This is a genomic window from Streptomyces sp. CA-106110 (genome assembly GCF_050936285.1).
GTDB lineage: Bacteria > Actinomycetota > Actinomycetes > Streptomycetales > Streptomycetaceae > Streptomyces.
Map to the genome: position 1 here is coordinate 3,441,802 of NZ_JBNJNB010000001.1, position 15,669 is coordinate 3,457,470.

Below are 15,669 nucleotides of genomic sequence, written 5' to 3' on the forward strand. Positions count from 1 at the left end.
CACCGTGCCGGGCGACCTGGCGAACTCCAGCGCGGCTCAGGTGGCGATGCCCGGCGTCGCGATCGGATGCCGACGGCTGCCGTCCGCGCGACACACGGCGAGGGTGACGGGGGGTGCCCGGGACTCGCGGTCAGGAGTCACGTGCCCGAGAACGCCCGGCCCGCCCCCCGGCCGGCGCAGGAGGAGGCGCATTTCGGGCCGCCGTGGCAGTTCACTTCGGCCGGCTCGGAGGACGGACGGCGGTAGCCGTTATCGGCAAGGCCCTCGCCTCAGCCCGTGGTCTTGTGCGCCAGTGCGTTCCGGCCGGCGTCGAAGCTGTGCAGCGCCGCGCCGACCGCAGCCGCGACGGTGACTTCGAAGATCTGGTCCTCGGAGCAGCCGGCGGCGGTGAGCCGGTCCACGTCGGTGTCGGTGATCCGGTACGAAGCGTCGCGGACTGCCGTGGCATAGGGCTGCCACGGTGCAGGAAGCGGGTCACCGGCCGCGGCGGCGGCGCGCAGTACCGGGTCGGTGGTGGCGGGTGTGTCCAGCACCGCGTGGCGCAGGTCGGCCACGACGTCACCGTGATCGGTCGCAGGGCCGTCGGCGAGCAGGAAGGACGGGAAGCGGTAGCCGAACCGGTGCAGCGCACGGGTACCGCTGTACAACTGGCCCTCGCGGAGGGTGAAGCCGAATGCGTTGGCCAGGCGGTTGACGATGTTCCACACCAGGTTGACGTGCAGTGCCTCCTGCAACGCGTGATCGGGCAGGTCGGCGACCCCGGCGGGGATCTCGGTGGCGTTCATGCGGTCCGGCGTCCGGCCGGCCAGATCGAGGAACTGCCGGACGGCGCGCAGCTGCGGCCGGACCGACGCGGGATCGTCCGGGTCGATCTCGCCCTGGCCCGCGATGCGGGTGAGCTCGGCGTGCGTGTCGATGCAGAACGGGCACTGGTGCAGCCGCGCGGTGCACATCGCGAGGTATTCGCGCTCCCCCGCGGTCCAGTACGACGGTCCGCGCATCGCGTCGGCGGTGAGCTCCAGCAGCGGACGGGTGAGGAAGCCGGGCCGGTACAGCAGCATCTTCACGATGTCCGGGCTTTCCACCCGCGACATCGCGGAGGTGAATGCCAGGAACAGCTTGGCGCGGCGGCGGTGGCCATGGTCGAGAACGGACAGTCTCATCAGGACTCCAGGACGTCGAGGTCGTGTAGCCGGCCGGCGAGGAACCGCCGGTCGGCGGGATTGGTGGCCAGTTCGTGGGCACGCCGGTACGCCGATGCCGCCTCCGGGGTGCGGCCGAGGCGGCGCAGCAGATCCGCGCGCGCGGCATGCAGCAGGTGGTAGCGGTCGAGCCCGTCGATCCGGTCGATCAACGCCAGTCCCTCGTCCGGGGTGGTGGCCATGGCCACGGCGACGGCGTGGTTGAGCGCCACCACCGGTGAAGGGGTCAGCGCGAGCAGCCGGGTGTAGAGGGCGGCGATGCCCGGCCAGTCCGTCCGATCGGCGAAGACGGCCTGGGCGTGCAGCGCGGCGATCCCGGCCTGTATTTGGTACGGGCCCGGTCTGCCCAGGCGCAGCGCCCGGTCCAGCAGCCCGACGGCTTCGACGATCTCGTTGGCATCCCAGCGGGACCGGTCCTGGTCGGCCAGGAGCACCACATCACCCGAGGCGCTGTGGCGGGCGGTGCTGCGCGAGTCCTGCAGCAGCAACAAGGCGACCAGGCCGAGCGCTTCGGGCTCGTCGGGCATGAGGGTGGCGACGAGCTTCCCGAGCCTGATCGCCTCCTGGGGCAGGGTGCGGTGTTCGGGCCGGTCGGGCGCGACGGTGTAGCCCTGGGTGAAGATCAGATAGATCACCGCCAGAACGCCCGAAAGCCGCTCGGGCAGCAGCGGGTCGGCGGGCACTTCCAGGCTGATGCCGGCATCCCGGATCTTCCGTTTCGCGCGCACCAGGCGCTGGGCCAGAGTCGATTCGCCGACCAGGAACATCCGGGCGATCTGCCCGGCGGTCAGCCCGGCCACGGCCTGCAGGGTCAGGGCCACCCGCACGTCCTTGGCCAGGGCGGGATGACAGCAGGTGAAGATCAGGCTGAGCCGCTCGTCCCCCATGCTGAGCAGGCCGTCCTCGCCGACGTTCGTCATCGTCGTCACCGCCTCGGGCGCCGCGCCGAGTCGGGCGAGCTTCTCCCGGCCGAGCCGTGCCCGCCTCAGCCGGTCGATCGCGCTGTTGCGTGCCGCGGTCAGCAGCCACGCCACCGGGTCGCCCGGCGCCGATTCGCTCCATGCGCCCAGCGCGAGCGCGCACGCGTCCTGCAGCGCGTCCTCGGCGAGTTCGAAGTCGCCGAGGACGCGGATCAGAGCGGCGAGCATCCGCGCCCGGTGCTCCTGGTAGACCCGCCGCAGGACCGCAGCGGCGTTCATTCGCCGGTGGCCGCCAGGTTCGCAGGACGGTGGTCCAGGCCCGGCACACCGACGATCGGCCGGACCTCGATCCCGCCCTGCTCGGCCATCGGGCACAGCGCGGCCAGCTCCAGGGCCTCGTCCAGGTTGCGGCAGTCGAGCACGTAGACGCCGCCGAGGTGCTCGTGGGTCTCGGCGTACGGACCGTCGGTGATCAGCGTCTGACCGTCCCGCACGCTGACGGTGGTGGCCGTGTGCTCGGCCTGCAGGGGATGCCCCGAGACGAACGCGCCGCGCCGGCGGCACTCGTCGGCGAACGCGTTCACCCTGGCCAGGGCCTCGGCGAAACCCGGATCGTCCGGCTCGGGCCGCTCGCAATCGTAGATCAACAGCATGTACTGCACTTGTCCTCCGCTCACCCGGATCACGGTCGGTCGAAGAGGATGACGAACAGACCGACCGTATCTCGACACCCTGAGCCCGACGTTCTCAACGGATCGGCCGGGCCGGGTGGACGGCGGCGAGCCGGGCACAGCCGGGCGGACCGTCTGCACCGCGCGCGACGGCCCGCCCGACGCGCCACGGACCCCGGCTGTACCTCCCCGGGACCCGTTCCGCCGGCCGGACCGTCGCCCGGTGTGCGGTCAGCGGGCCACCGGGGCGGGTCGCCAGGTGACGGCCGGCGCCAGATCCGGTACGAAACCGTGGGTGCGCCGGGCCAGGTCGGCCGCGCCGTACCGGTGGCAGCCCCGGTGCCAGTTCAGGATGCCGGACATGTAGTTCTGCAGCTCCGCGACATAGCCGTCCATGACCGCTCGGGCCTCTTCCGGGAGTTCGAAGTCCGCGCAGAGAACGGGCAGTTCACGGGTGGCCACATGCTGGAACTGCTCCATGCGCCGGGTCATGAGGTCGCCCACGATCCGCAGGGCCGCCGGGTAGTCGCAGCCGAAGAAGTTCTGCACGACGAGGAGGGCGTTGTGGAACTCCCCCTCATACTGGATCTCCTTCTGGTAGGAGAAGACGTCGTTGATCAGCATCGCGTAGTCGATGGCCGCGTTCTCCAGGGCGCGGACCGTGCCGCTGCGATAGACCTCCGGCGGGACCTCGGGGCCGTGGCCCATACGGCACAGGTTCTTGGTGAGGTCGGCGCCGAAGGTGGCGCGGCGCATCTCCAGATAGTCGACGGGATCCGGGATGCGGTGCTGAAGCTGGTTGGACAGCTCCCACAGCCAGCTCTCGGTCATGGTGTCGACGGCCGTGCGCACTGCGCGCTGCTGCTCCGGGTCCATCCCCGCCGTGGTCCGCGTCCACAGGTCGAGCAGTCCGCGCTCCATACCGTTGACCGGGGCGGGCGGTACCTCGCCGTCGAGGGGCATGCACAACAACAGCCGCTCGGTGCACAGCCTGGCCCCGGCGAGGTCGCGCCGGTGGCCGAAGACGAGCGGGTAGTAGTCGTCGCCGTACGTACCCCAGGCCACCCACTGGGAACTGAGGTCCAGCGCCTCGGGGGTGGCGTCCGGGTCCAGGCCCGCGGCGCACAGCGGCAGGTCGTAGGCCGTCAGCTTGTCCTCGTCCCAGACGCCCTCCTGGAGCATGCCCGTCCGGTGCATCCAGGGAGTGAGGCGGCTGCGGGCGCGGTCCAGATGAGGGCTGAGCTCCACCTCGTAGGGCATGTGGAAGTCGGGGATCAGCGAGGGTCCCACCTGCTGGAAGGGGACATGCGTGTACGCGCGCAGCCTCCCCCGCCGCCCGAAGGGCGTGGGAGCTGTCCCCGTGGCCCGCCCGTCGGCGAGCAGCCCGCGCACATCGGCGGCGGAGAGACCGGGCCCGGACGGCCCGAAGGGCCGCTCCTCGGCGCGGGCGCCCTTGTTCATGTAGCGGCTGGACCTCATGTGCCACTCGTGGCCGCCGGACTGCCAGTCCTGAAGGCCTCGCGTGTAGGCGCCGATCGCGGCGACCTCGTCCGGTGTCAGACCCTTCTCCAGGGCGAGGGCGGGTACTTCGGTGAGCGCGGTGTGCTCGAACTGGTGCAGCCGCGAGGTGAGGATGTCGTTGACGGTGTCGGCCGCTTCCTGCGTACTGCAGCCGAAGAAGGTCTCCAGGACCAGTACGCCGTTGCTGAGTTCGCCCTCCTCCTCGACCTCGCGCTGGTAGGAGAACAGGTCGTTGCGCAGGTGGACGCCGTCCGAGAACGTCTCCATGAGCACCCGCAGCGGCCGTGAACCGGCCACGGACGCGGGTACTTCGGCGGTCGCGTACTCCACGAGTCCCGCGGACCAGGGCGCGCCGCCGACCTTGCGGCGCATCTCGATGTACTCGACGGGGTTGGCGATCCGGCCTTCGTCGATGTTGGACTGCTCCCACAGCGATTCGCGCAGCAGATGTTCGGTGGCGACCGCGAAGCGCCTGCGCCACTCCAGGGACATGGACGCCACCGTGCGCGCCCACAGATCGGCGAGTCCCGCCTCGACGGGGTTCTCCGGCTCGGGCACGGAGGTTTGCAGGTCCATCGGCATGAACTGGGGCAGCCGGTCCAGGTGGGCCTTGCCGCCCTCGCGGTCCTGGGTGCGTTTGAAGGCCTCCAGGAAGTGGTCGTCGAAGAAGAAGACCCACACGTACCAGTCGGTGACGAGTGAGAGGGCCGGGCCGTCGCAGTCGGGGTGGGTGTACGCGCACAGCAGCCCGTAGTCGTGCGCGTCGAGGTCAAACTGTTCCCAGATGCCGGAGCCCTCCAGCATGCCCATGGCGCGCGCCCAGTGCGTGGAGTGGGCCCGCGCCTCGTCGAGATGCGGGTTCAGCCGCGCGGGATACGGCATGTAGAAGCGAGGGAGTTCGAACGGCTGCGTCATGGCCGGGCCCTACCCGTGGCCCTGCCGCGACATCCGCCGGGCGGATCACGGCCACACCATCGCGTGAATCGGGGGCGCGGAGGCGGAACGGGCCCGATCCCGGCGCGCTCTGCCCGTCCACGTCCGCGGCCTGGCGCCGGTCCGGAGGCGTCCGCGCCGGAATCCGGGCGCCTCGCACGCCCCCTTGCCGACACTCACGCCCCGGGCCACCGTGGTCGCATGACCTCTTTCGTGCTGCCTCACGAAGTGCACGGCGACGGCGCCCACAAGGTGTTCGCGGTGCACGGCTGGTTCGCCGACCGGGCCGCGTACGCGCCGGTACTGCCCGATCTGGACCGCGAGACCTTCACCTACGCGCTGGTGGACCTGCGCGGGTACGGGGCCGCGAAGGACGCCGCCGGCACGTACGGCACGGCCGAGGCCGCCACCGACCTCGTCGGCCTGGCCGACCGGCTAGGCTGGGAGCGGTTCTCGGTGATCGGGCACTCGATGGGCGGCGCGGTCGCCCAACGGCTGCTGGCGCTCGCCCCGGAGCGGCTGCGCCGGATCGTCGGGGTCTCCCCCGTGCCCGCCTCCGGCATGCCGATGCCCGCCGAGCAGTGGGAACTGTTCGCGGACGCCGCGCACAAGCCCGGCAACCGGCGCGTCATCATCGACGTCACCACCGGCGGCCGGGCGCCCGCCGCCTGGCTCGACCGTATGGTCGCCCGCTCGCTCGCGCACAGCGACGCGAACGCGTTCCGGACCTGGCTCGACTCGTGGGCCGGGGAGGACTTCCACACCACGGTCGCGGGTTCGACGGTTCCGGCGCTGGCCGTCGCGGGCGCCCTCGACCCCGCGCTGACGGCCGGGTTGCTGCGAGAGACCTGGCTGCGCTGGTATCCCAACGCCTCGCTCCTGGAACTGCCCTCGGCCGGCCACTACGCGATGGACGAGGCGCCGCTCGACCTGCTCCGTGTCGTGGAGGACTTCCTGCGGGCGGACACGAGTACCGCGGCCCCCGCCAAAAAGCCGGACACCGAAGAGAGCCTCCGCCCGTGAACGTCGGTGAGAGTGCGCCGCCCGTCCCCGACGTCTTCGACCCACGCCAGTACGCCGACAGCGTCCCCCATGCCGCGTACCGCCTTCTGCGCGACCACCACCCGGTCGCCTGGCAGGACGAGCCCGAGGTGCTCGGCTGGCCGGCCGGGCCCGGATTCTGGGCGGTGACCCGGCACGCGGACGTCGTACACGTGCTCAGGGACTCCGGGACGTTCTCCTCCTACGCCGGAGCCACCCAGATCCGCGACCCCCACCCCGACGACCTGCCGTTCATCCGGCGGATGATGCTCAATCAGGATCCCCCCGCGCACGGCCGGCTGAGGCGGCTGGTCAGCCGCGCCTTCACCCCGCGCCGCATCGACCGCTTCACGGCGACGACCCGCACACGGGCCCGCACCCTGCTCGCGTCCGCCCTGGACCGGGCGCGCGGCGGCGACGGCACCTGCGATCTCGTCGCGGCCGTCACCGACGACTACGCCGTGGTCAATCTCGCCGACCTGCTCGGTGTCCCGGAGTCCGACCGCGGCCTGCTGCTGCACTGGACCCAGCGTGTGATCGGCTACCAGGACCCGGACGAGGCGGGCGAGCCGCTCCTGGCCGCCGAGGGCAAGCCGGTCGATCCCCGGTCGCCCGCGGCCCTGAGCGACATGTTCGCCTATGCCCAGCAGCTCGCCGCGTACAAACGGGGCCACCCGGCGGACGACATCATGACCACGCTGGCCACCGATCCCGAACTGACCGGCCCCGAGCTGGAGATGTTCTACTTCCTGCTGACGATCGCCGGCAACGACACGGTGCGCTCCGCGGCACCCGGCGGCATCCTCGCGCTGGCCGAGCATCCCGCGGCCTATGAGGAGTTGCGCGCCGGTTACCACCGGCTTCCGGTCGCCGTCGACGAGTTGCTGCGCTGGCATCCGCCCGTGCTCACCTTCCGGCGGACCGCCGTCCGCGACACCGAACTGGCCGGGCGGCGCATCCGCGCGGGCGACAAGGTCGTCGTCTTCCACGCGTCCGCCAACCGGGACGAGCGCGTCTTCACCGCACCCGACCGGCTCGACCTGTCCCGGACGCCGAACCCGCACGTCTCCTTCGGCGACGGCCCGCACGTCTGTCTCGGCGCCCACTTCGCCCGGCTGCAGCTGGGCGTGCTCTACGAGGAGGCGCTGCGGGTCCTGCCCGCCCCCCGCCTGGCCGCGCCGCCCCGAAGGCTGGTCTCCAACTTCATCAACGGCATCAAGTCGCTTCCGCTGGCGCTCACTTGACGCGTGAGGGCTCGACCTGAATCAGTGCGTGGGCTCCGCTGGTCCGCCAGTGCTGCTCCTCGGCGGCGACTAGGGCGGCCTCCGTGGCGGCGTCCAGCCCGACGATCACGTCGGACTTCAGGGTGCGCAGCGCGGCGACCGGGCCGGGGAAGTAGGCCGTCACCTCGGCGAACGACGTCGTCGGCGGGTACAGCCGGTCCCCCACCAGACGCCGGTAGTTGAGGTCTCCCTTGAAGATCGTCAGGTCCGTGGCGGCGAAGTCCGTGCGCAGGTCCTCCGGCATCTGCGCGTACGGCAGCGGGGCACACGAGAAGGGATGTGCCCGGACCTCGAGGCGGCCCTCGGCCATCGCCGTCCACAGGCGCTCCCCCGCGTCGGCCGCCGCTCCCTTCGCTCCGGTCAGCCGGCGTACCGCGTCCACGACGTCGGCCGTCGTGGCGTCGGAGATGTAGTAGGGATGGGGCTTCACATGCAACAGGGCCCGGCGCACCCGTCCGTGGCGGAGGAGATGGTCGAGGAGCAGCAGGTCCGGGATCAGCTCGCGGCCCGCGTTGTCGGCCACCAGGCAGACCGTACCGGCGGGGAGGAGGGACCACAGCGCCTCGCTGTCGTCCGCGACGAGCCTGCTGTCCATCGCCGGAGCACCGGGAGCGGAGAGGCGGAAGCCGAGGTCCGCGCGGTTGCCCCAGAGAGAGCCGTGCAGCAGCGCCCGTGCCTGCTCGTCGGGCGACTGCTCCATGAGCCGGTCGAGCGCCGCCAGTTCCTCGTCCGTCTCCGGCGAGTCGAGTTCGGCGAGCTTGAACGGGCGGAACGGGTCGATGCCCTGCCAGGCTCCCGGGCCGAAGTAGCCGACGGCTTGTAGAAGTTGGCGGTAGAAGTAGCTCTCGGACCACAGGAAGGGGACCTCGAACCAGGACCGGCCGAGGTACTCACGGGCTCCCCAGGCCGCCCAGCGCTCGTCGTCCTCCGTGCAGAGCGGTTCGATGACGCCCTCCGTGGCGCTGCTCAGCAGCCCGTCGAGCGCCCGTCGCTGCCCGGGTCCGTACGGGAAGGCCTCCTGCACCGCGCGGATGAGCGCGGGGTGCCGGGCGGCGAGCACACCGTGCGGGAAGGAGCCCGGCTCGTCGGCGAGGATCACGGGGGCGTCAGGCATGGTCTCGGTCTCCTCCAGGGCCGGTCAGGATCCCGGGGGGCACGTCCACGTCCGTGAACCGCTCCTCCAGCTGCTTCCCGTAGCCGGCCTCGGTCCACACGAACTTCTTGAACTGCTCCGGCGTCAGCAGACCCTGCCACGGAGCGCCGTCCGGACAGAACACCGACGCGCACCCGGGGCAGTAGTACGCCGATCGCCACAGTGCGTCGGCGCGGGGCTCCCCCGCGGCCACGACGGCCCGTTCGCGGCCTTCGCCGCGGACCACGACGATCGTGCCGGCGAACAGCAGCACGGCGAGCAACGAGCCGCCGATCGTGAAGAGGGGTTTGCCGCTGCCGATGCCGTCGTAGGCGAGGACGACGCCGACGCCAGCCATCAGCAAGCCCTCCGCGAAGTGCAGGAACCGGTCGAACCGCGAGGGCACGCCCGGCGTCCGGGCCAGCCGGTCGGCCAGCCCCTCACGCATGGCCGCGTGGTCGGCGCAGATCTCCGGTACCGTCCGCACCCCGGCCGATGCGCAGCCCGGACATATCGCCTCGACTGCCCCTGGGGCTCTCTCCGTTGCCATGGGCCTACGCTAACGGCCGCCCGGCCGGCGCCCTCGCCGGCCGCCCGCTCCCCTGGGGCTGTCCGGCCGGTAAACGGCCCTCGGCACGGGCCGGTTGCCCGCTGTGTCCCGCTCCGCGCGGGGAACGCGCGGGAAGCGGTCGCGGCTCTGAACGTGCGCCTCCCCGTCCCCGTACTCCCCTGTACGCACCCGCCGCACCCGATGTGCCTGGAGACACCGGATGACCGCACACCGCACAGCCGCCGTGGCCGCCGTCGCCGTGGCGGCGACCCTGCTGCCGGCGACCCCGGCCCTCGCCCACGGGGCGCCCACGCATCCGGTCAGCCGGGTCTTCGCGTGCTCACCCGTGGGCGGCTTCCGCACGACCGCGGCATGTCTGGCGGCGATCAGGGCGAACGGCTCGCCGTTCACGGCCTGGGACAACCTCCGGGTGGCCGGCGTGAACGGCAGGGACCGGCAGACCGTCCCCGACGGCCGGCTGTGCAGCGGAGGGTTGCCCGCCTACCGGGGTCTGGACCTGGCACGCTCCGACTGGCCGTCGACCCGGCTCGCGCCCGGGGCCGTACTGACCATGGCGTACAGCTCGACGATCGCGCACACGGGCACGTTCAAGCTGTTCCTGACGAAGCAGGGGTACGACCCCACCAAGCCGCTGACCTGGTCCGACCTCCCGACGGCACCGTTCGCCCAGGTGACCGACCCGCCGCTGACGAACGGCGCGTACCGGATCAGGGCGAAGCTCCCGGCGAACCGGTCCGGGCACCATGTGCTCTTCACGATCTGGCAGAACTCGAGCACCACGGACACGTACTACTCGTGCTCGGACGTGGTGTTCCCGGCGGCGTCCGGTGCCTCCCGCGGGTCCGGGGCCACCCGGGATTCCGGCAGCGCGAAGACTTCGGGCACCCGGGCCGGTGCCAAAGCCTCGCCCACGCCCACCCCCACGCCGTCGCCGAGCCGGCCTGCGGTGAGCACCTCGTCCCGGCCGGGCGGACTGGCGACCTCCATACCCGGCACACCGGCGGCGGCCACCGCGCCCCGATCCGACGGCGGTCCGTCGCTGCCGCTGCTGGCGGGCGGCGCCGGGGCGATCGCGGTGCTCGCCGGGGGCGCCGCCCTGGCACTGCGCCGCAGGCGCGGCTGACACGGCCGCCGCCGGACCCACTGGCAGCGGCCGTCGGCGCCGGTCCGTCAGTTGACGGACACCACCGGGCTGCCCGCCTGGCTGGTGTCGGTGACCGGGGCGTACTTCGCCGTGAAGTAGCCGTTGGCGAAGCACAGCGACGAGCCGGAGACCTTGGTGAACTGCTGGCTGGTGAAGGCGATGCCGTTGTCGGTGTTGCTCGCCGTGCCGGTCAGGCTCGGGGCCTGGTAGACGCAGGTGACGGTGCCGAGCAGGGTGCGCAGCTTGACCGTGGTCTGGATGGTGGAGCCGGCGGCCGGGGTGACGGTGACCGTGCCCTCGGAGCCGACCGTGGTGGTGTAGGGCAGGTGGTCGACGGTGATGCCGGTGACGCCCAGGACACCGATGACGTTGCTGGTGCAGCTGCTGCTGTCGAAGCTGTGGCCGGTGAGCGACTCGGTGGCGGTGCCCGGGGCGGCCGGGTTGTCGGTGACGGTGGCGGTGAACGCGGACGAGGTGCAGGAGACCCCGCTGGTGCCGGTGGCGCTGGAGTAGAGCGTGGCCGTGGTGCCGGCGGCGAGCGACGCGTTGAGGACGTCGCCGACGGCGACGGCGGTGCCGCCTGCGGTGAGCACGGCGCCGTCCGCGGAGGCGGGGGAAGCCGCGGCCAGGGCGAGGGCAGCGGCGGCGCCGGCGACGGCGAGCAGGGATCGGGGCGTACGCATGAGGGTGCCTCTTCTCCGAAGTGGGGGGTTGCGGGGGGTGTGCCGCTGCGGGCCCGTGACGCCTTCTCCGTACGTGACGGGCTGGCAGCGGCAGCCGGACCACCGGGAACGGTGCACGGGCAGGGGAGGCGACCGTGCCGGTGTCGCGGAGAGTGCTGGATCGCGGCCGGATGTGAAGGTTCCGTGCATCGCACCGCGCGTGCGGAGGTGTCACCAACGCCCCGGGAGGACGGGGGCCGGGAGAGTGACGTGTGCGGTGCGACGGATCCGGCGCCACGGATCCATGCGAGATCAGGGGAAGTTGTAAACCTGATGAACCGTCAACGTCAATACGTGACAACGAAGTTGATGGGAAGAGATGCGGCGGGGCAGGTCGGCGGCCACCCTGCCCGGGAGGCCGCCGGAGCATCGGCGGCACAGGTGCAACACAACCAACACCCTTTTTCCACAGCTCTCTTGACCCCTCGATGTAACCGCCGGTAACTTCCCCGGTGGTAACTGCCGCGCCGCGAGCAAGCCCTTGCACACGCCGGGATGCCAGAGGAGGCGCGCACGGCAGCCGCTGTCCGCGCCAGGACAACACGCCAGCGAAGCCCTACTCGCATTGCCTATGCACAGGAGCAGACATGGCCTCGTCCTCGGACGCCACGGCGTCCCCCGGTCCCTCACCCGAGCACCAGGAAAGCGGTGCCACCGCCGCAGCGTCGCCCGAAAGGCGCGGGCGGGTCCGCCTGCGCCGCGCCGCGGTGATGGCGGTGCCTGCCACCGCGATCGCCGCCGGTCTCGCGATCATGACCGCCCAGGGAGCGCTGGGGGTGCAGTTCGCGATCTCCGGTCTGCCCTTCACGGTCGCCGCCACGGACCTGCACGGCACCGGTTTCGAGCAGTTCGGCGCCCTGGACAACATGGCGGACGACAGTCCGAACGCCGGCGACACCGGCGGCCAGGTGCTGGTCGTCACCTCCGCGATCAAGGACGCCACACTGGTCAAGCTGTGCCAGAGCGTCGACCTCGGCGGCACGAACCTGAAGATCACCGCGGGCGGCGGCAAGGACAAGGTGACCGCCACCGATCTGACCACCGACTCGACCCTGCTGACCGGCGACGCCGACTTCAACCACATCGAGATCGGGAACGACGCGAGCACCCTGACCAAGGCCGGGGTGCAGGGCAACAAGGGCGTCTTCGGTCAGCAGGCGGACACGGTGCACATCGCCAACCTGCGGCAGACCAACTACGCCACCACCGCCGCGGTCTTCAGGCTGCCCGGCCTGAACCTCAGCTTCAGCGACACGGGCTGCTGATGGCGGGCCGGGCGAGGGCCGCCTTCCGGCGCCGACGGGCGGACCGCCCCTTCTGGGGCGGGCTGCTGCTGACGCTGGGCGGAGCGGAGATCCTCCTCACGGAGAAGGCGTCGCTGAAGGTGATCACGCACATCGGCGTGCAGGGCCTGGCCGGGTATCTGCTGCCGACGGTGATGCTGCTGTGCGGGCTGCTGCTGCTCTTCAGCCCGGCCCAGCGCGTGTTCTACTCGGTCCTCGGCGTCCTGGTGTCCCTGGGCGGCTGGATCACGTCCAACCTGGGCGGCTTCCTGATCGGCCTGCTGCTGGGCGTGACGGGAAGCTGCCTGGCCTTCGGCTGGCTGCCCGACCAGGAGCCGCGCCGGGGCGTCCTGCGCCGCCGTCGCGATCGGTCCCCCACGGCCGACACGGCCGCCTCCTGACCCCCTCGACCCCTCGGCGGGCGGGCCGGTCGCCCCGACCCCCACATCTGCACGGGGCCCCCTGCCGGGTCCCGTCCGCCGAGGCCGTACGACGGGGAACCGGACGGTCTCATCCCGTGAGCCGGCCCAACCCTGTGAGCGCGCTCCTAGACGACCTGTGCGGCATCTCGTTGAATGGCGGTTCGCCCGTATGCCGGCCGACCGGAGGAGACGCACCGTGGGTGAGCACGTTCACGTCCGTATCAGGGACGGCATCGGGGTCAACGAGGACGGGCACTTGATCGAGAAGTCCCGCTGTCGTTGCGGGGCCACCTGGACCACGGCGTACCGGGTGGGCGAAGGCGCCCCCGACCAGGACTCCTGAGACCCCCGGGTGCCGTCACAGAGGGCCCGCGGCCTTCAGGGCTGCCGCTTGGCGGTCACGGTGAAGCGCGCGCCGTCCGGGTCGGCGAGCACCGCGTCCTCGGCGCCCTCCTCCCACTGCAGGACGCAGCCGCCCTGGGCCCGCGCGGCCCGCGCACAGGCCTCGACGTCGCCCACCACGAAGTGGACCTGCCAGTGCGGGCGGATCGTGGGGTCGGGCGCGGCCTCCACCGCTCCCGAGTGGATCCGTGCCACCACCGTTCCACCGCTGCGCAGGACCACCTCGTCGCCGTCGTACTGCACCTCGCAGCAGCCCTGACGTGCGGAGGCCCAGTCGAGGACCTCCCCGTAGAAGATCGCGGAGTCGAAGGCGTTCCGCGTGTGCAGCCGTATGAAGGTGGGGGCGGCCTCGCGCCACTCCTCCCAGCCCGTGACGAGCGGGCCCTCCCAGACGCCGAAGACCGCTCCGTCGCGATCCGCCAGCAGGGCGGCCCGGCCGGGCGGAAAGGAGAGCGGGCCGACGGCCGTCGTACCGCCGCGCTCACGGCAGCGGCTCGCCGCCTCGTCGGCGCTGGGGACGGCGAAGTACGGGGTCCAGGCGACGGCCATCTGCCACATCGAGGCCACGGCGGCGATCCCGGCGACGGGCACCCCGTCCGCCAACGCCACCCGGATTCGCTCATCCATGCTGTTCGGCCGCCATTCCCAGCCGAACACGGCCCGGTAGAAGTTCTCCGCGACGTCGAGGTCGCGCGTGGTCAGACTGACCCAGCACGGTGCACCGAACACCGAGTCACTGGGGACTCCTCCTTTGCCCCGTGCCTCGTCCTTGACCATGACCACTCCGCCCGGTTCCCTGGGGAGATGCCGGGCACCTCCCCCAACGTTCGCTCAGGGTCTCCGGGTACCCCGATAGCGCCCTAGCAAGGATGCGTCACCGAGCGGCGGGCGTCATCCGGAGAGGGACCGGCCGGGGTGTGTCGGGGCCGGAAGCGCCTCGGGCACCGGCCCCGAGGACCAGTGCGGAGTGCTGCCGGCCAGGCGGCAGGCGAGGAAGTACAGCGAGATCGACGGCGTGTACGGAAAGTCACCGTCGGGTGAGTGGATCAGCAGCGGCCGGTCGGCACGGGGGCCGCTCCAGGAGGGGGCGGCCCGGTGTGGCTACGGCTGCGGCTCCGGTGCGCCGCGGCCCAGGCGGGCGTCGACCGCACAGCTCGTCGACGGCGGCCAGGTGACGCCGATGTCGGAGCCCGCGGGGACGATCCACCACCGCTGGAGGTCGTCGCCGAACGCACAGCCGACACGGGACAGGCACTTCATGATCCGTTCGCCGTGGTCCCTCGGAGTGCCCACGGCGTCGTATCCGAGAGCAGCGGTCAGCGCCGGGGCAGGGCCAGGGGGGCGGCGGGTGGGCGGGCAGCGGTTCGGCAGAGGCGTGCGGCCGTTCCATGGGCCTTGTTACTCGTCCGCCGCCGGGGCGCGGTCGGCCGGGTGGGGGGGCGGGCCTGAGGTGCGGGACGGCTGGTGGGACGGTCACGAGGGCTTCACCGGGCTGGGGGCTCAGCTCGGCCCAGACGACGCGACCGGAGCCGATCAGGGCGTCCCGTGCTCCCCAGTCGCTGCTCAGCGCGTCGACCAGGACGAGGCCGCGGCCGCTCTGGTCGTCGGGGTGCGGGCTGCGGAGCGTGGGCAGGGTCCCGCCGCGGTTCTCGTCCTGGACCTCGATGTGCAGCCGGTGGCCGTCGGTGCGCAGCCGGCACACGATGCGCTCGCCGGCGCCGTGCATGACGGCGTTGGTGACGAGCTCCGAGGTCACCAAGACAGCGTTGTCAACGGTTCCGTGGCCGGTGCCCCACCGGGCGAGCAGGGCCCGGACGTTGCTCCGGGCCACCCCCACCGCCGCCGGGACGGCCAGGACGGCGAAGACATCGGACCGACGCGGTGAGGCGCCCCCGGAGAGGCGGTCCAAGGACTGGGGGAGGGAGGGCGGAGCCATCGCCGTTCGCCTTTCGTCTGCCGGGGCACCCTGCCGGCGCCCACCGCCGGACGCCGTGCCGCGCCCCGTGCATCTCACTCCACCGCACAGGGACCGCAGCCCCGTCTCCCCCAACCGGGCTGCTCAACATCTTGGTTCACCGGCCGCCGACGCCATGAACACTGTGGCACCCGCCAACAACGGCTCGCAACTGACGAGTTGAGAATTGCGGGGCGCCCGCGCTGCCGGACATCGTGCATCTCGACGAGGCCCACGAGTTCTTCGACGGGCTGGAGTTGGCCGCGCCCGGCGTGGTCCAGGTGCACAAGTGGCACCCAGACGGGACCGGTGAGCAGGGCATCCCGGACGAGGACATCGCGATGTCCGGGGCGGTTGCCCGCAAGCCCTGACCGGAACGTCGCCGCGGGGGCACCGCCGGCTGCCGAGTGCGGGTCGCACGGCTGATCGCGCCCCTGCGGCGGAGCTCGCACGATGCCACGGGCCGCG

Annotated in this window: 15 protein-coding genes and 2 pseudogenes; 7 read left to right on the forward strand and 10 right to left on the reverse strand. The window is 72.0% G+C overall.

Annotation, left to right across the window (positions count from 1 at the left end; genetic code table 11):
- Positions 1–269: 269 nt before the first annotated feature.
- The 4 genes from ACQEXA_RS15770 to cyc2 form a co-directional block, all read right to left on the reverse strand.
- The gene (locus ACQEXA_RS15770) at positions 270–1,163 is read right to left on the reverse strand and encodes a hypothetical protein (protein ID WP_433130418.1); all 894 of its coding nucleotides are present in this window, start codon (positions 1,161–1,163) and stop codon (positions 270–272) included.
- A complete protein-coding gene (locus tag ACQEXA_RS15775) occupies positions 1,163–2,401 on the reverse strand; it encodes an RNA polymerase sigma factor (protein ID WP_433130421.1) in 1,239 nt (412 codons plus the stop codon). The genes ACQEXA_RS15770 and ACQEXA_RS15775 overlap by 1 nt, the downstream gene beginning before the upstream one ends.
- A complete protein-coding gene (locus ACQEXA_RS15780; RefSeq protein WP_432934040.1) occupies positions 2,398–2,799 on the reverse strand; it encodes a YciI family protein in 402 nt (133 codons plus the stop codon). The genes ACQEXA_RS15775 and ACQEXA_RS15780 overlap by 4 nt, the downstream gene beginning before the upstream one ends.
- 225 nt (positions 2,800–3,024) lie before the next feature.
- Positions 3,025–5,229, reverse strand: coding sequence for a germacradienol/geosmin synthase Cyc2 (cyc2, locus tag ACQEXA_RS15785; RefSeq protein ID WP_432934038.1), 2,205 nt, complete (start codon positions 5,227–5,229; stop codon positions 3,025–3,027).
- A gap of 219 nt (positions 5,230–5,448) precedes the next feature.
- On the opposite strand from cyc2, the gene ACQEXA_RS15790 reads away from it, so the two are divergent.
- Together ACQEXA_RS15790 and ACQEXA_RS15795 are read left to right on the forward strand one after the other, a co-directional pair.
- Complete coding sequence (locus ACQEXA_RS15790) at positions 5,449–6,270, forward strand: alpha/beta fold hydrolase (protein WP_432934036.1); 822 nt, start codon at positions 5,449–5,451, stop codon at positions 6,268–6,270.
- Positions 6,267–7,532 (forward strand): cytochrome P450, encoded by a 1,266-nt coding sequence (locus ACQEXA_RS15795; protein WP_432934034.1) that lies wholly within the window; start codon positions 6,267–6,269, stop codon positions 7,530–7,532. The genes ACQEXA_RS15790 and ACQEXA_RS15795 overlap by 4 nt, the downstream gene beginning before the upstream one ends.
- Here the strand turns inward: ACQEXA_RS15795 and ACQEXA_RS15800 are convergent.
- Positions 7,525–8,685, reverse strand: coding sequence for a damage-control phosphatase ARMT1 family protein (locus ACQEXA_RS15800; RefSeq protein WP_432934032.1), 1,161 nt, complete (start codon positions 8,683–8,685; stop codon positions 7,525–7,527). The genes ACQEXA_RS15795 and ACQEXA_RS15800 overlap by 8 nt on opposite strands.
- Positions 8,678–9,253, reverse strand: a complete 576-nt coding sequence (locus tag ACQEXA_RS15805; protein WP_432934030.1) for a hypothetical protein — start codon at positions 9,251–9,253, stop codon at positions 8,678–8,680. Before ACQEXA_RS15805 ends, ACQEXA_RS15800 begins: the two co-directional genes overlap by 8 nt.
- A gap of 220 nt (positions 9,254–9,473) precedes the next feature.
- Here ACQEXA_RS15805 and ACQEXA_RS15810 point away from each other — a divergent pair, with 220 nt between their 5' ends.
- Complete coding sequence (locus ACQEXA_RS15810; RefSeq protein WP_432934028.1) at positions 9,474–10,397, forward strand: lytic polysaccharide monooxygenase; 924 nt, start codon at positions 9,474–9,476, stop codon at positions 10,395–10,397.
- A 47-nt stretch (positions 10,398–10,444) separates the two neighbouring features.
- Here the strand turns inward: ACQEXA_RS15810 and ACQEXA_RS15815 are convergent, their stop codons facing one another.
- Complete coding sequence (locus ACQEXA_RS15815) at positions 10,445–11,101, reverse strand: Tat pathway signal sequence domain protein (protein ID WP_432934026.1); 657 nt, start codon at positions 11,099–11,101, stop codon at positions 10,445–10,447.
- 626 nt (positions 11,102–11,727) lie between these two features.
- Between ACQEXA_RS15815 and ACQEXA_RS15820 the strand changes: the two genes are divergently transcribed.
- From ACQEXA_RS15820 to ACQEXA_RS15830, 3 genes are all read left to right on the forward strand, one after another.
- The gene (locus ACQEXA_RS15820) at positions 11,728–12,405 is read left to right on the forward strand and encodes a DUF6230 family protein (RefSeq protein WP_359394369.1); all 678 of its coding nucleotides are present in this window, start codon (positions 11,728–11,730) and stop codon (positions 12,403–12,405) included.
- On the forward strand, positions 12,405–12,824 hold the full coding sequence (locus tag ACQEXA_RS15825; RefSeq protein ID WP_432934023.1) for a DUF6114 domain-containing protein: 420 nt from the start codon (positions 12,405–12,407) through the stop codon (positions 12,822–12,824). The genes ACQEXA_RS15820 and ACQEXA_RS15825 overlap by 1 nt, the downstream gene beginning before the upstream one ends.
- A 217-nt stretch (positions 12,825–13,041) precedes the next feature.
- Positions 13,042–13,188, forward strand: a complete 147-nt coding sequence (locus tag ACQEXA_RS15830) for a hypothetical protein (protein ID WP_432934022.1) — start codon at positions 13,042–13,044, stop codon at positions 13,186–13,188.
- A gap of 35 nt (positions 13,189–13,223) precedes the next feature.
- On the opposite strand, the gene ACQEXA_RS15835 is transcribed toward ACQEXA_RS15830, so the two are convergent.
- The 3 genes and pseudogenes from ACQEXA_RS15835 to ACQEXA_RS15845 form a co-directional block, all read right to left on the reverse strand.
- Positions 13,224–14,024, reverse strand: coding sequence for a VOC family protein (locus ACQEXA_RS15835; protein ID WP_432934020.1), 801 nt, complete (start codon positions 14,022–14,024; stop codon positions 13,224–13,226).
- Between the two features lie 324 nt (positions 14,025–14,348).
- Positions 14,349–14,540, reverse strand: coding sequence for a hypothetical protein (locus ACQEXA_RS15840; RefSeq protein WP_432940067.1), 192 nt, complete (start codon positions 14,538–14,540; stop codon positions 14,349–14,351).
- Positions 14,541–14,850: 310 nt separating this feature from the next.
- Positions 14,851–15,183 (reverse strand): annotated as a pseudogene (locus ACQEXA_RS15845) (ATP-binding protein); the annotation flags it as partial.
- Positions 15,184–15,422: 239 nt separating this feature from the next.
- On the opposite strand from ACQEXA_RS15845, the pseudogene ACQEXA_RS15850 reads away from it, so the two are divergent.
- Positions 15,423–15,572 (forward strand): annotated as a pseudogene (locus ACQEXA_RS15850) (SAM-dependent methyltransferase); the annotation flags it as partial.
- Between the last annotated feature and the right edge of the window lie 97 nt (positions 15,573–15,669).